This window comes from Marinobacter sp., from assembly GCF_041595835.1.
Taxonomy (GTDB): Bacteria; Pseudomonadota; Gammaproteobacteria; order Pseudomonadales; family Oleiphilaceae; genus Marinobacter.
Window position 1 is genome coordinate 40,835 of record NZ_JBFHJO010000002.1, and the last position, 17,027, is coordinate 57,861.

Annotated in this window: 12 protein-coding genes; 1 reads left to right on the forward strand and 11 read right to left on the reverse strand. The window is 54.7% G+C overall.

Going from position 1 to position 17,027, the window contains the following annotated elements:
- Nucleotides 1-73 precede the first annotated feature (73 nt).
- The 11 genes from znuB to pilG all read right to left on the reverse strand — a co-directional run bounded on the left by znuB (nt 74) and on the right by pilG (nt 15,762).
- Nucleotides 74-886, reverse strand: a complete 813-nt coding sequence (gene znuB, locus ABYA77_RS01490; protein ID WP_372964159.1) for a zinc ABC transporter permease subunit ZnuB — start codon at nt 884-886, stop codon at nt 74-76.
- Complete coding sequence (gene znuC / locus ABYA77_RS01495) at nt 873-1,646, reverse strand: zinc ABC transporter ATP-binding protein ZnuC (protein ID WP_372964160.1); 774 nt, start codon at nt 1,644-1,646, stop codon at nt 873-875. Before znuC ends, znuB begins: the two co-directional genes overlap by 14 nt.
- Entirely contained in the window at nt 1,639-2,130 is a 492-nt protein-coding gene (locus tag ABYA77_RS01500) for a Fur family transcriptional regulator (protein ID WP_372964161.1), read from the reverse strand. Before ABYA77_RS01500 ends, znuC begins: the two co-directional genes overlap by 8 nt.
- 72 nt (nt 2,131-2,202) lie before the next feature.
- Complete coding sequence (locus ABYA77_RS01505) at nt 2,203-2,664, reverse strand: chemotaxis protein CheW (RefSeq protein ID WP_372964162.1); 462 nt, start codon at nt 2,662-2,664, stop codon at nt 2,203-2,205.
- An 11-nt stretch (nt 2,665-2,675) separates the two neighbouring features.
- Complete coding sequence (locus tag ABYA77_RS01510) at nt 2,676-3,728, reverse strand: chemotaxis protein CheB (protein WP_372964163.1); 1,053 nt, start codon at nt 3,726-3,728, stop codon at nt 2,676-2,678.
- Entirely contained in the window at nt 3,728-11,302 is a 7,575-nt protein-coding gene (locus tag ABYA77_RS01515; RefSeq protein ID WP_372964164.1) for an Hpt domain-containing protein, read from the reverse strand. Before ABYA77_RS01515 ends, ABYA77_RS01510 begins: the two co-directional genes overlap by 1 nt.
- 11 nt (nt 11,303-11,313) lie before the next feature.
- Nucleotides 11,314-12,213 (reverse strand): protein-glutamate O-methyltransferase CheR, encoded by a 900-nt coding sequence (locus ABYA77_RS01520; protein WP_372964165.1) that lies wholly within the window; start codon nt 12,211-12,213, stop codon nt 11,314-11,316.
- 27 nt (nt 12,214-12,240) lie between these two features.
- The gene (locus ABYA77_RS01525; protein WP_372964166.1) at nt 12,241-14,313 is read right to left on the reverse strand and encodes a methyl-accepting chemotaxis protein; all 2,073 of its coding nucleotides are present in this window, start codon (nt 14,311-14,313) and stop codon (nt 12,241-12,243) included.
- Nucleotides 14,314-14,406: 93 nt separating this feature from the next.
- Entirely contained in the window at nt 14,407-14,952 is a 546-nt protein-coding gene (locus ABYA77_RS01530; protein ID WP_372964167.1) for a chemotaxis protein CheW, read from the reverse strand.
- A gap of 21 nt (nt 14,953-14,973) precedes the next feature.
- Complete coding sequence (pilH, locus tag ABYA77_RS01535) at nt 14,974-15,336, reverse strand: twitching motility response regulator PilH (RefSeq protein WP_011787171.1); 363 nt, start codon at nt 15,334-15,336, stop codon at nt 14,974-14,976.
- Between the two features lie 33 nt (nt 15,337-15,369).
- Entirely contained in the window at nt 15,370-15,762 is a 393-nt protein-coding gene (pilG, locus tag ABYA77_RS01540) for a twitching motility response regulator PilG (protein ID WP_372964168.1), read from the reverse strand.
- A 310-nt stretch (nt 15,763-16,072) separates the two neighbouring features.
- On the opposite strand from pilG, the gene gshB reads away from it, so the two are divergent.
- On the forward strand, nt 16,073-17,026 hold the full coding sequence (gshB, locus tag ABYA77_RS01545) for a glutathione synthase (RefSeq protein ID WP_372964169.1): 954 nt from the start codon (nt 16,073-16,075) through the stop codon (nt 17,024-17,026).
- The last annotated feature ends 1 nt before the right edge of the window (nt 17,027 follow it).

The window sequence follows — 17,027 nt, forward strand, 5'->3', positions numbered from 1 at the left end:
GCTCCCTGACGTTTCCTGTTGGTATGCGAGATAACTTTAGACCAGCCTGGCCCCGTGGGAAAGGCTGGAGGAATCAGTTGCTGACATTTCTTGCAGTACTGTACACCAGCAAGAACGCCAGAAACGCGGTAACCACCACGGACGGGCCGGCCGGCGTATCGAGATGCCAGGATAAGGTCAGTCCTCCGGATACGGCAATAAATCCGAAAACAATCGCCAGCATCAGCATGTGCTCCGGTGTTTTCGCCAGCCGGCGTGCCGTGGCTGCCGGGATGATCAGTAAGGCGGTGATCAGCAGTACTCCGACGATCTTCATGGCCACGGCAATCACCAGCGCAAACATCAGCATCAGCGCTAGCCGGAGCCGCTCAACCGGTATCCCTTCCACCCGGGCAAGTTCTTCGTGGATGGTGCTCATTAACAGCTGGCGCCAGAGCACTGTCAGAAGGCCCAATACCACCGCAGCGCCGCCAAAAATCCAGAGCAGGTCTTGTCGTGTCATGGCGAGCAGGTCACCGAACAGGAGTCCGGTTAGATCTACTCGGATATCGGGCATGAAGCTGAGCGTTACCAGGCCAATCGCAAGAGCGCTATGAGCCAGAATGCCGAGTAATGTGTCGGTGGCTAAAGCGCGTGTTCGAGATAGCAAGACTAACGCTATGGCGATTAATAGACAGGTGATGATAACGCCAAGATTGAGCGGAATACTGATCAGGAAGCTCAGAGCAATACCCAGCAAGGCTGAATGGGCCAGGGTATCACCGAAATAGGCCAGCCGGCGCCAGACCACAAAGCAGCCCAAAGGGCCGGCAACTAAGGCGACCCCAAATCCACCGAGCAAAGCCCGCCAGAAGAAATCTCCAAGAAGCTGGTCAATGATGTTCATGGTCGCAGGCTCCGTGAGGTTCGTTTCCATTCACAACATCGCCGTGCAGGTTGTGTTTGTGATTGTGGTGGTGATGGTAAACCGCCAGTGATTCGGCAACCTGGTTTCCAAAGGTCTCGATAAAAGCCGGGTCATGGGAGACGTCAGCCGGGTGGCCGCTGCAACAAATATGTTGATTGAGACAAATGACTTTGTCGGTGGCTGCCATAACCAGGTGCAGATCGTGGGAGATCATGATCACTCCACAGTGCAGTTCGTCTCTGAGTTCCCGGATAAGATCATACAAGGCAGCCTGGCCGTTGATATCAACGCCCTGAGCCGGCTCATCCAGTACCAGCAAATCAGGTTGACGGACCAGTGCGCGTGCTAGCAGCAGTCGCTGTGTTTCACCACCGGAAAGATGATGTACCGAGGCTTCCAGTAGATGTGCTACGCCTGTGCGTTGCAAGGCCGCCTCACATTCGCTGGCAGACCGTCCGCTCAGCATCATAAAGCGCTTTACGCTCAGTGGCAGAGTTGCTTCCAGTGACAGGTGCTGAGGGACGTAGCCAATCACCAGTCCGGGGGTGAGTAACACCTTGCCACTGGTGGCTCGCTGAATCCCCAAAATAGTTTTGATCAGAGTTGTTTTACCTGCGCCGTTAGGCCCGATGATGGTAAGAATGTCACCCCTGTTGACCGTCAGGTTTACGTGGTCTACAACTGGCCGGTCACCGAAGCGAACCGTCAATTGTTCCAGTTGAACCAGTCGATCAGTCATGACTGGAATCCCCTTGGCAGCGAGGGCATAAACCTGCTATTTCCAGAGTGATATCCTCCGGCAGGAAGCCTTCTGTTTTTGCTGAAGATTCGATGGATTTGGACAGCGCTGGTGCGGCAAGTTCAAGAACATTGCCGCATTGTCGGCAAATCAGAAACATTTCACGATGGTATTCACCGGCATGGGCACAACCAATAAATGCGTTCAGGGATGAAATGCGGTGCACCAAACCGTACTGCAGTAGAAAATCTAAAGCACGGTAAACCGTAGGGGGGGCAGCATTGTGGCCTTCTGCTCCAAGCATGCCCAGAATATCGTAGGCTCCGAGCGGCTTGTGTGATTGCCAGATTAGTTCCAGCACCCGTTCACGGATTGGAGTAAGGCGGGCATTCTGATCACGGCAGATTGATCGGGCTTCAGACAGTGCCTGACTGACACACGCCTGATGATTGTGGGGGCGGTAGGGTAGCGCGCGCTCTGACATAATCCGGTTCCTGCAATTTTTGAAACATTATAACATTTGCAGGCGCGGCCGACACGAGCGCTTTTTGAAGAATCAGTGCCTGGCTTCGGCTGCTAGAGATTCCAGGTATTCGAGATTGGGAATCCAGGCCGCTTCGCCGTCAACTTCTACCTGCATCAGGTCTGCAGGGCCTGGTTGCCCTTCAAGTTCACGAATTTGTTCTTCTGTCAGATGGTTTTGGCTGGGAATCCCTTGAGTGACCAGGGCCATGAACGGAAGCTGTTCGTGTTTCGGGCCGATGGTATTGATCACAATAATTCTGCCACGGTTAGCACCCGGCATAACCAGATTGCCCCCATTGGCCACATCATAGGATATGACGGGTAAGTTGAGCCCGCGCCATTCGATAAATCCGACCAGCCAATCCGGGGTATTGGTATCAGCACTGGTGCTGTTCAGGTCTACGACTTCGGCAATCGAGACGTTCGGTAGCAGCAGTTGCCGGTCGCTGACGGGTATCATGACGCAGGACAAGGATTGGCTGTTTTCGTTCATCGCATGTTTCCTCAGGCAGAATCCCGTTTTTGCCGGCCTTTGAGCAGGCAGTTGTTCTCAATGGTTTTTACCAGCTCTGCAGCCAGCTGTTCTGGTGTACCACAAAAACTGGTACAGCCGGTTGCAGCGACGGATTCAGGCATGGAACTATTGCCGCAGCCATGGCTTTCCTGAACCCATATCCGGCTACCATAGGCTTTGAGCATCGGCGCCGCAATGGCACCGTCATTGCCCATGCCCGAAAAAAGAATAGCATGACAGCGTTTGCCATAATGGTCTGCTACATTGAGCAAAACCTGATCAATAGAGGGGCCATAGGGGCCGGGCCATGGTCTGTCTGATTGGGTGAAACGACCTTCGTGGTCAAAGGACCACTCATGTTCAACCGGCATCAGTACAACATCGCCATTATGCACCTGGTAACCTTCTTCTGCCCGCCGTAGCTGATAGTGGGCGTGGCGGCCCAAAACCCGGGTCAAAACATCGGTAAAGTTGCCGTCAATGTGTTGGGCGTAGATAAAACCGACAGGCAACCCGGGCGGCAGGTTATCCAGAAAAGTCTTCACCGCTGCAGGGCCGCCCAGCGAGGCGCCCAGTATCCAGATCTCGTCTGCTAAAGAGTCTGGTGCTGCCGGAGTAATCCAGTGGGGTAATTCCGGTGACGTTTGGGGTTCGGGCTCTGTCTCAACCAGTTCCTCGAGGTCGTTAGCGGTGTCCAGCTCTTCCAGAGGGCCGAGCTGGCGCTCCAGCTTATCTATGAGTCGCCGCTCCCAACGGAAATAGTCGGTACCGCCAGGCTTTGGCGCAAGGTCGACACCGAACAGGACCGGAGCATCTGTATTTTCCAGCAAATGATCGAAAAAGGTAGGGTGGTCAGCCTCGTCTTGCAGGGTGACCAGCCAAAGTGCTGCTTCCGGAAAATCCGGATAGGCGATTAGCCTGTCCGGACCTCCTGAAAAACAGCTCTCAAGACCGAATTTTTCGGTTGCTTCCTGTAGCCGTCGACGCTGTAGCGCCTCATCAGAAACAATTCCGACCCGTGGTCGACCGGCCCGCCCGGACATCACTTGGTCTCAGTTAGCCGTTTGATGGTCTCAAGCAGCACAGACTCCTGGAATGGCTTACCCAGATATTCATTCACGCCGATAGCCAGGGCTCTCTCACGGTGTTTTTCACCGGTTCGAGAGGTGATCATGCAGATCGGCGTGTCTTTAAGGCTTTCATCGTGGCGCACAAAACTGGCCACTTCGAAGCCATCCATCCGGGGCATTTCGATATCCAGCAGGATAACGTCCGGGCGGTGATCCTGAAGTTGTGCTACTGCATCCAGACCGTCTTTGGCCGTAATGACTTCCATACCGTTCCGCTCCAGCAGGCGCGAAGTAACCTTGCGTACGGTAACCGAGTCATCCACCACCATAACCGTGGTGACCTGTTCTTCGTAACGTTTGCTTCCCCGGTCTTTGGCCAGACTGGCGAGACGCTGGCGGTCCGACAAAATATCCGAGCGAATCATGGCTGGAAGGTCGAGGATCACAACGACGTTACCGTCACCGAGAATGGTTGCGCCAGACACACCGCGAACAGTGCTGAACTGCGGTCCAAGAGACTTAACAACAATTTCCCGGCTACCCATCAGCTGGTCAACTTGCAGTGCCAGAGGTTGCTCTGCACCCCGTACCAGAATGACCGGTAGTGGCAGAGCCTGCCCCTGAAGCTTGGGATGATGGTCGCTGTTCAGCAGGTTGCCAAGGTACTGAAGCCGGTATTGCTGGCCGGCATATTCGTACATGGGGGCGTCAGGCTTGTAATACTCTTCCAGCTCATACGTGCTGACCCGAACAATACCTTCAATGGTGTTGAGCGGGATGGCATAGAAGTCTTCGCCGGTAGAAACCATCAGCGCGCGGTTTACCGATACTGTAAATGGCAGGCGTACGGTAAAGGTTGTGCCGTGGCCAAAGGTCGAATCGATATCAAGGCTGCCGCCAAGTTGTTTGATTTCGCTGGCGACGACGTCCATCCCCACACCCCGTCCGGAAATCTGGGTGACCTTTTGGGCCGTTGAAAAGCCGGGTTGCAGAATGAATTGCAGGATTTCCCGTTCAGACAGCGCTTCATCTGCACGCATCAGGCCCTGACGAATGGCTTTGTCCCGGATCACATCCGATGGTATGCCTTTACCATCGTCGATCATGCGAAGAACCACATCACCGCCTTCACGGGTGAGTGACAGAGTGACTTCGCCAGTTACGGGCTTACCGGCCTGCTGGCGCTCTTCTGGCGTTTCGATGCCATGGTCGAGAGCATTCCGGAGCATGTGCTCCAAAGGCGCAACCATGCGTTCAAGAATGGTTCTGTCCATTTCGCCTTCGGCGTTGCGGACATCGAACTCAACCTTCTTACCTAGCTCACCGCTGATTTGCCGGACAATCCTGCGCAGCCTGGGTACTGTGGAGGAGAACGGGATCATTCGGGTCTTCATCAGACCTTCCTGGAGTTCCGTGTTAATCCGGGACTGCTGAACCAGCAAGGTTTCAGTGTCGCGAACACGATCCGCCAGAGTTTCCCGAAGGTCTGCCAGGTCAGAAGACGACTCGGTCAGAGCTCGTGACAGCTGCTGAATCGACGAATACCGGTCCATTTCGAGGGGATCGAAATCATCGCCATAATCTGCGCCATGCTCCTGTTCGGCACGGAACAGAATCTGAGTTTCAGTTTCGATTTCCATTCGGCGCAGCTGTTCTCGCAGGCGCTCGATGGTGGCGGCCATTTCATCCAGAGTGTGGCTGAAATCGCTGGACTGTTGTTCCAGACGGCCCCGGGTGATACTGGTTTCACCTGCCAGGTTGACCAACTCGTCCAGCAAAGGCGCAGAAACCCGAATGGTTTCCTGAGCGGCACGCTGAGCTTCGGCGGCCCTGTTGCCACGAGATCTCGAAGGCTTCCGCACTGGTTTCTGAGGTTGTGCAGCCGGTTGTGCCGGAGCTTTCGGCTCTGGCATTGTGTCAGCTACTTCGGCCACCGGTTCGCCCGCGGATTGCGCTGGTTCTGGCTGAGGCAAGGCTGAGCCTTGTTCATATCGGGTACGAACGTCCGCCACCATTGCGATGATGCCATCGTGGTGCCGGGCGATCTCTTGCCACTGTTCTTCAGTAGGAGCAGTGCTGCCCAGGTCAATCAGCAGCGTTTCAAAGGTGTGGGCTTTATCTCCCAGACCGGAAAGCTGAGACAGACGAGCACCACCCTTGAGGGTGTGCATGGCCCGCTGAGCCTCCTGATTAAAGTGTTGGTTGGCAGGCTCTTTGTGCCAGTCAGCCAGCACCTGCTCCAGCTGATCCATGATTTCGCTGGCCTCTTCCAGGAAGATTTCCAGCACTTCAGGATCTACGGCTTCAACAGAGCCGGTATCCGGTTGCTCACTAACTTGTTGATGTGTCTCAGTAACCTGCTCTTCGGTCTGGCTTAAGCTATCAATGAGGCTGAAGTCGAGCTCAGGCTTTCTGCCTTCTTCAATCGCACCCAGCATGGTTTTAAAGCTGGCAAGTGCGCGATCACTGAGGGCGAGGGCTGTTTCCGGGCGTTTACTTCCGCTGACAACCTCGTCCAGAGCATGAGCCCAGGCTTCAGCCAGGTCGGCGACGGCGTCTACGTCTGACAGGCGGGCCCCCCCCTTGAGAGTATGCAGCTCTTGTCGAAGCGCAATAACAGTCGTGAGTTCTTCCGGATCCTCACGCCACTGGTTCAGGGTCTCGGTGATAGAGTCGTGAATTTCCAGCCCTTCGTCCAGGAAGATGCTGAGGATGTCGTCATCTGCTGACGTTGGCAGGACTTCCTGTGAATCAGCTTCGCTTTCCTCGCTGATATCCTGGACGGTTTCGGATTGTTCCTGTTCGGGTATCGGCTCTTCAGCTTCCGGCAGGCTTTCTCCCTTCAGAATCGCCTTAACCTGTTCTTCCAGCTGCCTGGCTGCCGGGCATGGTTTCTGTGTGGCAACCTGCTCGACCATCTGGGCCAGCTGGTCATGGCAAGCAAACAGCAGGTCCATCATGGAGCTGCTTGCTTCTAGCTGGCCTTCGGCGACTTTCTCAAAGAGGTCTTCTAAAACGTGAGTAAGGTCACCAATGGCATCAACACCTGCCATGCGCGCGCCACCCTTAAGGGTGTGTACATCACGCTGGAGCTCCGCGGCAACGCCACGATCTGATGGGTCTTCACTCCAGGTATGCAGGGCGCTGCCGGTAGAGTTGATCAGGTCGTAAGCTTCTTCCAGGAATATGCCAAGCAGTTCCGGGTCGAGATGAGACAGGTCAGCCACATCCTCCTCAGTTGAGGCGCTTTCGATTTCTGTGAGAGCTGATTCGTGATCACCGGCTCTGTCAGGCTCTGAGCCTTCTGGCTGCTCTTCAAGGGGGGTGATGTCGGTGACCGGTCGGGCGCTCCGGGAATCCGAAATGTAATCCTGGATTTCCTGATTCAGGTCAGGTGCTGGCTTTGGTTGTTCTTGCGCTTCAAGCGCATCGACCATACTGGCCAGGCGGTCATGACAGCGGAACAGCAGATCCGAAAGTTTGTCGTTAACCGAGAACTTGTGCTCGGTCAGACCTTCGAACAGATTTTCAAGTTCGTGGGAAAGGTCGCCAATCGCCTTAATATCAGCTAAACGTGCGCCGCCCTTGAGAGTGTGCAGATCTCTCTGAAGCAAACGGAGGATATCGAGGTTTTCGGTGTCCTCATTCCAGCTCTGTAAGGTTTCTGCAGAACTGTTGATGAGGTCCCGGGCTTCTTCCAGGAAGATGGCTGCGAGCTCATCGTCCATTTCACTGTCATCTTCGAAAGATTCCGGCGGTGACTGCAGGGTAATACTTTCGGAGGTCAGGCCTTGGTCATCCAGATCGTTGATCTCGAGGCTCAGGTCGATCTCTTCCAGATCTTCTGTGAATTGTTGCTCAAACTCATCCGGCTCGTTTCGGTGTATTGCTTCGGTGAGAGCGTTCAAGTCAAGAATGAGTTTGTCACAAGGATCCGTGGCCAGGCCAGCAGCAACCTGATCCATCAGGTTGATCAGTTGTTCCTGGGCATAACGGGCGGTGCTGAAGAAAATGTCAGTTTTTGACAAACCTTGTGCGGCGACAGCGCCGTAGAGTCTGGTCAGCGCATCGGCCAGATTGGCTACGTCGGCCAGGCCGGCATCTGCGGCGCCATCGGTCAGGGTTTCGAGCTCGCTACGCAGTGTTGTCAGGGCACTGGTTTCGGTCGGGTTCTCAGCCCATTCATCAAGAATGGTCTCGGCATCCAGAACAATGTCCAGGCCTTCACCCAGGAATAGCTGGACCAGTTGTGTCGATACTTGAGCCGCGGGCTGTGCTTCATCGTCGTCGTGTTGGGCTTGCAGTGTCAGCTTGCTGATTCTCTCGAGTTTTTCGAGATAGTCTGCGGTGCCGTCAAGCTCTGCCTGAGGGTTGACATGAATCTGCGCCAAGCCTTGGGTGAGGAAGCTACTTGCGTTGGCGAGCAATTCCAGAACATCTTGATTGGCTCGCTTGTTTTGCGCCCGGGCTTCTTTAATAAATCGCTCAAGAGGCGTGATTACGGTCGCAATGGGCGAAATGCCCGCAGTGTTAGCACTGCCCCTGAGGGTATGCAGAGCCCTGGAAAGTTCATCTGTATAGACGGCAGCAGGTTTGTTGCCAGCGGCTGACAGGTAGTTCTGAATTGTCTGCAGGTGTGTTTGAGCTTCCTGCTCGAAAATTTCGAGCAGGACCAGATCAACATCATCAAGGGACTGCTGCTCTGAACCTGCGTTGTCAGCCAGGGTTTCGATACCCTGAGCGGCAGGCTGCAGGTGAGTCTCTGCCGATTCCGCGGCCGGCATGGCTGAAGTATCCGGTAGCTCACCGCTGGCCAGCGCGTAAGCCCGGGCTTCAAAACCGGAGGTGTCTACCGAGGCAGCTACACGGTTTTCAAAATTACGGACCAACGTTGGAATGACACTTGTCACATCCTGCAGTAGCTGCGAGATGTCGTCATTCATGAAAATGCTGCCGTCTATAATACGGTTAAGCAGGTTCTCGATAGACCACGATAGCTCGCCAATGACAGTGGCATTGACCATGCGGCCACTACCTTTCAGCGTGTGGAATGCGCGGCGCACTTCGGCCAGGGCACTCCGGTCGTCAGGTTGGCGGAGTAGCATAGGTAGATATTCACGAATGGTGTCGAGCACTTCGCTCGCTTCTTCGATAAATATTTCCAGAATCTCATCGTCGATGAGATCGTCTTCGCCTTCGGCCGCCGATTCAGGAAGATTGGTGGCCGGTTCATGTTCATCGGTCGCTTCCGGCGGAGTAGCAGGCTGTGAGTCCCTGGCTGAAGTCTCAATAGTGGGCTCAAGAGCTTCGCCGGAGTCTGGAACTTCCGGTGCGGAGGTATCTGTGCGGCGAGTTGTAGCAAGGGCCTCGGCACGAGCGATAAGAGCCTCAACGTCACCTGTAGTTTCACCACGGCGAAATTCCTGAATCAGATCAGGGATTCGCATATTCACGTCGTCCACCAGCGTGAACATGTCTTCCGTTGGCTTCAGAGACTGGTCGATTACCCGATTCAGCAGGTTTTCAACAGACCAGGCCAGTTCACCCAGGCTGGTGGCGCCAACAAGCCGGCCACTGCCTTTCAGGGTGTGGTAGGCACGCCTTACTTCGGTCAGTGCATCACGGTCGGCATGATCCTGGCGAAGCCGGGGGTAATATTCATGGATGGTTTCCAGAACCTCTTCAGCTTCTTCAACAAAAATTCCCAGAATTTCGTCATCCAGCAATTCGCTGTCCGAGCTTTTTTGTTGCTGTTCGGGTTCTTCTTGCGGCACCTCTTCCAGTACGGGAACGTCTTCTGTTGCGTCTGTGTCGGAATCGGAGGCCCGGCCCCAGGTAGGCTCTTGCCCAACCGGGAAACCCAGGCTGGCCAAACTGTCTTCAGCGATCTGGAGGATGGCGTCGTTGTCGCTGATCCCCTCGGCCAGACGTTCCAGGTAGTACTCGATACTGGTGACAGCATCAGCGAGGGTATCCAGTTGACGCCAGTCAGGGATTTGTTTGTTGGCTAGCAAGACGTCGGAAACGTAACGCTCGGCGGAGTCCAGCATTTCAGGTACGCGCTCCACCGGCACCAGACTCAGACCACCCCGAATGCTGTGAAGCAAACCGGGTACATGTTCAATTTCCTGGGTGTCCCACTGGGATGCAATGAAGTTTACGATGGCCGATTTTGCCTGCTCCAGAGTGTTCCGGGATTCTCTGATCAGCGCTTCGCTGGCTTCAGTAATTTCTCTGGAACCGATATTGGCGGAGCCGGTTTCGTTGGTGCTGGCCGAGGCTTCAGGATGGTGGTCAGTATCCAGGCCGGCAAGGCTTGCCTCGACGTAGAGCAGTGCGCCGGCAATATCCATCAGGGTTCCGTCATCTATGACTTCAGCCTGGCAGCACAGTTTTTCAACCAGTTCAATCTGTTCGGTTACTACTTTTCGCGGAATACCGAGGCCAAGGACTGCGAGGGTGTTGCCAACCTGACGCATACTGGGCAGGAGGTCGTCGAGTTCATTGTTCTGGCGGTGTTCTGCGCGCACGAAGAGGTCGAGCTGATCTTTCAGGCGGCCAAGTTCTTCATTCAGCGCACTGACGACCGAGTGAATGGCATCCCGGCCTGGGCCGGAAACCCGATTACGGGCTGCACTGACGTCATCATCTGAGGGCAGGGCATCTGCAAGTTGGTATGTCTTGCGCAAATAATTGACCTGCGGGCGGTCCAGATCTCTGGCGCGGGCTACGTAATACAACAGGTTCTTGAATAAGGCTTCCGGAACCGGTTGTAGCAGGATGTCGGCGTGCTCGTCCGTCAGTTTTCGTATTTCGCTGTCGAGTTCACGAAGCAGAGATTTGACGGCCGTGTTGACCGGATTAACTCGTGCTTCCAGAGTTTCGACAAAGGCACCTGCGGCTTTCCAGAGTTCACCCCTGGCTGTTTGCTGACAAAGCCGGCAAAGTCGGGCTATGACTTTCTGCATGTAGCCGAAGTGGGCGTCAAGATCTTCCTCGCGAACGACCCCTGCAAGCGCAAACTGGTACATCTGACGCAGTTTACGAAGATGTCCGAGCACTTTTGGATCTTGCAGCCGCTCAGAAACCTTGCCGGTAACCTTCAGGCGAGAAGGCGCGAGGTCAGGCTTGAAGAGTGAGGTGTCAGACAGGAGCGATTCACCGCGGGCCGCTCGCAGGTCATTCAGCAACGGCAGCAGAACCATCGGGAAGTCGTCCTGGCTGCTTCCGATATGCTCCAGATACTGAGGCAATTGGAGAATGGCCTGCATCAAGACTTCAAGAGCGTCGTCTATGTTAACAACAGCATCATTCAGAATGGCCTGGGTGAGTTTTTCCATCTCTTCGGTAAGCAGTGCTGCACCGTAGAGCTCCACCATCTGCAGCGTGCCATGCACCTGGTGAAGGTAGTTCAGGCAGAAGCGCAGGCGCGCGGTATCGTCACGATTGTCAACGTACGCTTCGAGTGCATGCTGACCCTGAGTCAGCGTGTCCTGTATTTCGCCCCGAACCCAGTCGAGGGCGATACTGTCATGGTGATTGCCCATAACCACTCCGGTTATTCTTCGTCGGACTGACGTTTGATCCACGCCAGCACTTTTTCCGAGGGAACCCTCTGCAGGCCAGGCGGCTGCCAGTCGGTCAGTTCGCCTTGGCCCAGCACCAGTAACCCCCCCGGTGCCAGACGCTCTGCAAGCCGTTTGACGATTTCGCGCCGGCGCCAGCGGCGGAAATAAATCAGCAGGTTCTGGCAGAAGATAATGTTCATGCCGTGCATGGGCGCTTTGTCCAGATCCAGAACGTTGAGCCTGGCAAAGCACACCCGGTCACGGATGCGGTTCACAATTTTTATGGTATTCCGCTCAGCAGGTCGGAAATACCGGGACTTCATGTCTTCATCCATGCCCAGTAGCTTGCGGGCACTGAACAGCCCTTGTCTGGCTTTCTCGATGGCAGGCTGGCTGATATCTGAGCCGGTAACGCCATACAGAGGCCGCATGCCTAACTGTTCAATGCACTCATCAAGAATCATGGCCAGGGTGTATGGCTCTTCGCCGGTTGAGCAACCCACACTCCATGCTTCAATAGCCCGGGCTTTTAGCTGTTCCCGGGGACGAGTCATTACATAATCAGCTACCAGCCTGCAGGCATCGGGATCCCGGAAAAAGCGGGTTTCCTGAACCGTCAGCCGGTCTACCAGTGTTGCCCACTCTCGGACAGCCTCCGGGCCCGTTACGATTTTTTCGTAGTAGGCCTGATAGCTGCTGCAGCCAATTTCCCGCATCCGGATACTCAGATTGGTCTCCAGAAATGAACGGCGATCGGGGGGCAGTGTCATCCCTGTCCGGTGTTCCAGCAGGGTTTGCCACTGATTGAACTGCGCTTCATCCATATCAGGAAGCTTGCGCAGTGCCCAGATACCTTCCTTGGGTGACAACTGGTTATGCGTGTGAGCCATAAACCTCTATCTGCCCCGGCCCGATGGTCAGCTGACCACCGGGACGTCGCTGTTTTCGTCCTCTTCGCTGGTGGCTTCTTCGTCCGGCAGAGTGAAGCCGGCAACAGAAGACCGCAGCTCAGACGCCATTTCGGCCAGGTTCCCGATAGACTTCGCGGTCGCATTGGTACCGGAAGACGTCTGCGAGGTGATTTCCTGGATGACGTTCATCGTGTTGGAAATGTGTGCAGCAGAGGACGATTGCTGACGTGCGGCGTTGGAGATGTTCTGAATCAGTTCCGCCAGGCTCATGGATACGTTCTCGATTTCCTCGAGTGCGATACCCGCATCTTGTGCCAGGCGGGCACCACGTACCACTTCCGCGGTGGTGTGTTCCATGGAGATAACGGCTTCGTTGGTGTCAGACTGGATCGTCTTAACCAGAGCCTCAATCTGCTTGGTTGCGGCAGAGGAGCGTTCCGCAAGCCGCTGAACTTCGTCCGCAACAACTGCGAAGCCCCGGCCGGCATCACCGGCCATGGAGGCCTGGATGGCCGCGTTCAGAGACAGAATGTTAGTTTGGTCGGCAATGTCGTTGATCAGAGATACGATGTCGCCGATTTCCTGGGAAGATTCACCGAGGCGTTTGATCCGTTTCGATGTTTCCTGAATCTGCTCACGGATATTGTCCATGCCGCGGATGGTGTTTTGTACCACTTCCGCGCCTTTCTTCGCGATCGCAACCGACCGTTCCGCAACCGCAGAAGACTCTGCAGCGTTTGAAGATACCTGGTCGATGGAAACGGCCATTTCATTAACGGCCGCAGAGGCGCCTGCAATTTCCTGGGCCTGATGCTCGGAAGCATCGGCCAGGTGCATTGCTGTGGCCTGGGATTCCTGAGCCGCTGAAGCTACTCGCACGGCGGTGCCACGAATCGCTTGTACCAACCCGCGCATCTGGTCGATCGCGAAGTTGATGGAGTCTGCAATCGCACCAGTGAAGTCTTCCGTAACGGTGGCCTCAGTAGTCAAGTCACCGTCTGCGAGGTCGGCCAGTTCATCCAGTAGTCGCAGGATTGCATTCTGGTTTTGCTCGTTCTGTTCCTGCGTAGATGCCAGACGAGATTGAGCATCACGGTAAAGAGCGAAACCGATGAAGACTACAATCGCAATCATGGCTGCCAGAATAAAGAAGGCGAGGGTTGCGTTAATCAGACGCGAATTGGCTTGTGAACCGAAGTCGTCCGCCAGAGTGGACAGTTCATCCAATAGAACTTCTGAGTTCTGGAAAATGTCGCTGGCGGCTGTACGAACCTTGAAGAGGTCGGGAGAGGCTTCAAGGATGGCATCTACGTTCTGGGAAACGAACTCGAACAGCTCGTCAACCGCTTCCAGGCCGTAAATGGCGTCTTCGTCAGCTACTTGGGTGATACCCATGCCAGGACTGCCGTTAAGCTGGCCATCCAGAACGCGGCCGAAAAGGCTGGCGTCACGGCCGAAACGGTCGGCTGCGATAACCGCATCTTCATCACCGGAAAGTACGTTGTTTACAGAGCGAACAATACGCTCAGCAAGGAGAGACTGGCGTTGAGCGAGGGATATCTGCTCGGCCGGAGCTCCATTATCCAGCAGGATTTGTACAATGTCATCGTACTCTACCTGTAGCTGAGGAATGGTTTCGTTGAGCGTGCGGGCTACTTCGTGAAGGCCAAGTACCGCTTCTCGGGTAGACAGAATACTGTCGGCATTTTCACGAACCCGGTTCCAGTGCTTCTGAGTATCGCTCTTCTGAGCCAGCTCACTGGCAGGGAGGCCGGTTTCGGGGTTGCCCTGGGTTACATTTGTCCAGAGTTGCTGGAACTCATCCCGGGAACGGCTAAGCTGGTCGAAGGCTTCGGCAGTACCGCCGGCTGCTTCGGTTGCGTTTTTAGCGACCTCCTGAGAGAGCACGCGCATTTCCGCGGTGTTAGCAATGTATTCCTGATCGTTCTGGCTGTCTTTGTTGATGATGAACAGCACCACAACGAGCAGGATAGTGAGTGCAATCAGCGCTGCGATCAGGCCTGCAACCAGCTTGTTGCCTCCCTGTCCCATACTGAGTCTTCCGGCTCTGTTTTTCATCTTCTGGCTCCCGGCCTCTTTCTTCTGGAAATGGCAAGTTGTTGTATCTGGTTTCAGACGGTCAGGGTGACGTTCCTGCCAGTACCATCACCCTTACCACTGTGCGACATCAAGAAAGTGTTCGTCATCCACCAGGTCGGCGGCGGAGAACACATTCCAGATCTCTTCGTTGCGCTCATAACCGCCATCTACAAACGGTTGAACGCTGTCAGGCACCCCTTTCGGGTTGGCTCTGAAACTGTCTTTTGCGAAATATTGCATGCCTAAAACGCTGTCTACGACCAAACCACTGAAAATGTCGCCTTGTTCAATGACCAGAACCCGGCGCTCGCGCAGGCTGCGCGATGACCGGGGAATGCCAAAAAAGCTGGCGAGATCTACCAGAGGCAGGAGTCGGCCCCGAACGTTGGCGGCGCCCATCATAAACGGGCGCACCCCGGGGATGTGCGTGAACCGGGGTACGTGCAGGATTTCAGTAACGTCGCCCATGGGAGCTACGTAGCGTTCACCGGCCAGAATGAAGCCGATGCCGTTCCACAGCTCAACAGCTTTCTCTTGCTCCGGCAAGCCAGAGGCCATAGACCGGCTGCGCTGGGCGATATCCGTCAGAACGGCAAAGGGGGCGGCCTGGGCGGACATGCTTAACTCCACGGCGAAGGATCAGGCAATCAGGCTATTGATTGTTTTGATCAGGTCGTCTTCGTTAACTGGTTTTACCAGGTAACCCTTGGCACCCTGACGGGTTCCCCACACGCGATCAGTCTCCTGATCTTTAGTGGTAACGATAACGACGGGAATAGAAGCTGTTTCCGGTGCGCGGGTTAGCTGGCGGGTAGCCTGAAAACCATTAAGGCCCGGCATGACAACGTCCATTAGCACCAGGTCGGGTGTTTCTGCGCGGGCTTTGGCAACACCATCTGCGCCGTTGTCAGCGGTCAGCACTTCATGCTTGTGCTTTTCCAGAATGGTGGAGATTTTTTTAACTTCAGTTGGCGAATCGTCAACAATCAAAATGCGAGCCATGGCTTCCTCGATGGTTCTGGGTGTCAGCAGGTTTTACTGTTCCGCCTGAGACGTGTATTGGCGGATGGTATTGAGCAGTTCATCCTTACTGAACGGTTTAGTCAGATACTGGTCCGAGCCTACGATGCGCCCTTTTGCTTTATCAAACAGGCCGTCTTTGCTCGACAGCATAATGACCGGTGTCTTCTTGAAAGAGGAGTTGTTTTTGATCAAAGCGCAGGTCTGATAGCCATCCAGGCGAGGCATCATGATATCAACGAAGATGATGTCCGGCTGGGAATCGGCGATTTTGGCCAGAGCGTCAAAGCCGTCAGTGGCAGTAATGACCTCACAGCCAACCTTTTTCAAGAGGGTTTCTGCGGTGCGACGAATGGTCTTGCTATCGTCGATCACCATGATCTTCAAGTTCTCGAAGTTGTCATCCATTGTCCGACTGCCTTGCGCTCGAGCGGGTGTCATAATTTAAGGAGGGTTTTAACACAAACCTTAAGGTTGTTCTATAAACCCTTCTCATTTATAGAGTATCCATGGCTGGATAAAAAGTATTAGTTTGTGACTAAATGTACTTCTGCATTCCTCGTCACGTATTCAGCTCAGGATTTCTCCGGATGCATTCGTGGCTGGGGTACAATACCATCATCAGCATAACACTTTATTTGCGGTTCGCTCTGCTGACCGGTTCTTGTTTTCAGTGGCATGTTTCGCAGATTTCCAATTTGATACTCCAGGAGACACTATGACAATCCGGCTCGGGATAGTGATGGATCCCATTGAGGATATTCAGTTTAAGAAAGACAGTTCACTGGCGATGCTGCTGGCCGCACAGAACCGCGGTTGGGAAATCGAATACATGGAACTCCAGGACATGTATCTGGCCGGTGGTCAGGCCCGAGCCAACACCCGAAGCCTGACGGTGCATAATAATCCCGAGGACTGGTTCAGATATGGCCCCTCCCAGGACATAGCGCTGGGTGATCTGGATGTGATCCTGATGCGCAAGGACCCTCCTGTTGATCGTGAATTCCTGATGGCTACCTATATCCTCGAAGCGGCAGAGCAGCAGGGCGCATATGTGGTTAACCCGGCAGCAACGCTCAGGGACTGCAATGAGAAACTGTTTGCCACGCAGTTTGAGGATTTAACGCCACCGCTTGTTGTCACTCGCTCGTCCAAGCGCTTCCGGGAGTTTTACGCGGAGCATGGCGACATTATTATGAAGCCGGTAGATGGTATGGGTGGTCGCTCGATCTTCCGGGTGAAAGAGAATGACGCCAACCTTGGTGTCATCATTGAAACCCTGACTAACCATGGTGAACATCAGGCTATGGCCCAGAAGTTCATTCCTGAAATCTCTGACGGCGACAAGCGCATACTGCTGATTGATGGCGAGCCGGTGCCCTATGCCCTTGCACGAATTCCTTCCCAGGGCGAAAATCGCGGGAACTTGGCGGCAGGTGGTCGTGGCGAAGGGCGTGAGCTGACGACCCGTGACCGGGAAATCTGTGCACGGGTTGCACCGGTGATCAGGCAGAAAGGGTTAATGTTTGTCGGGCTTGATGTCATTGGTGATTACCTCACCGAGATCAATGTTACCAGCCCCACGTGTATCAGGGAGTTGGATGCTCAGTACGGGATCGATATCGCCGGCATGTTAATGGATGCGGTGGAACGGCACCTGAAACAAGGCTGAA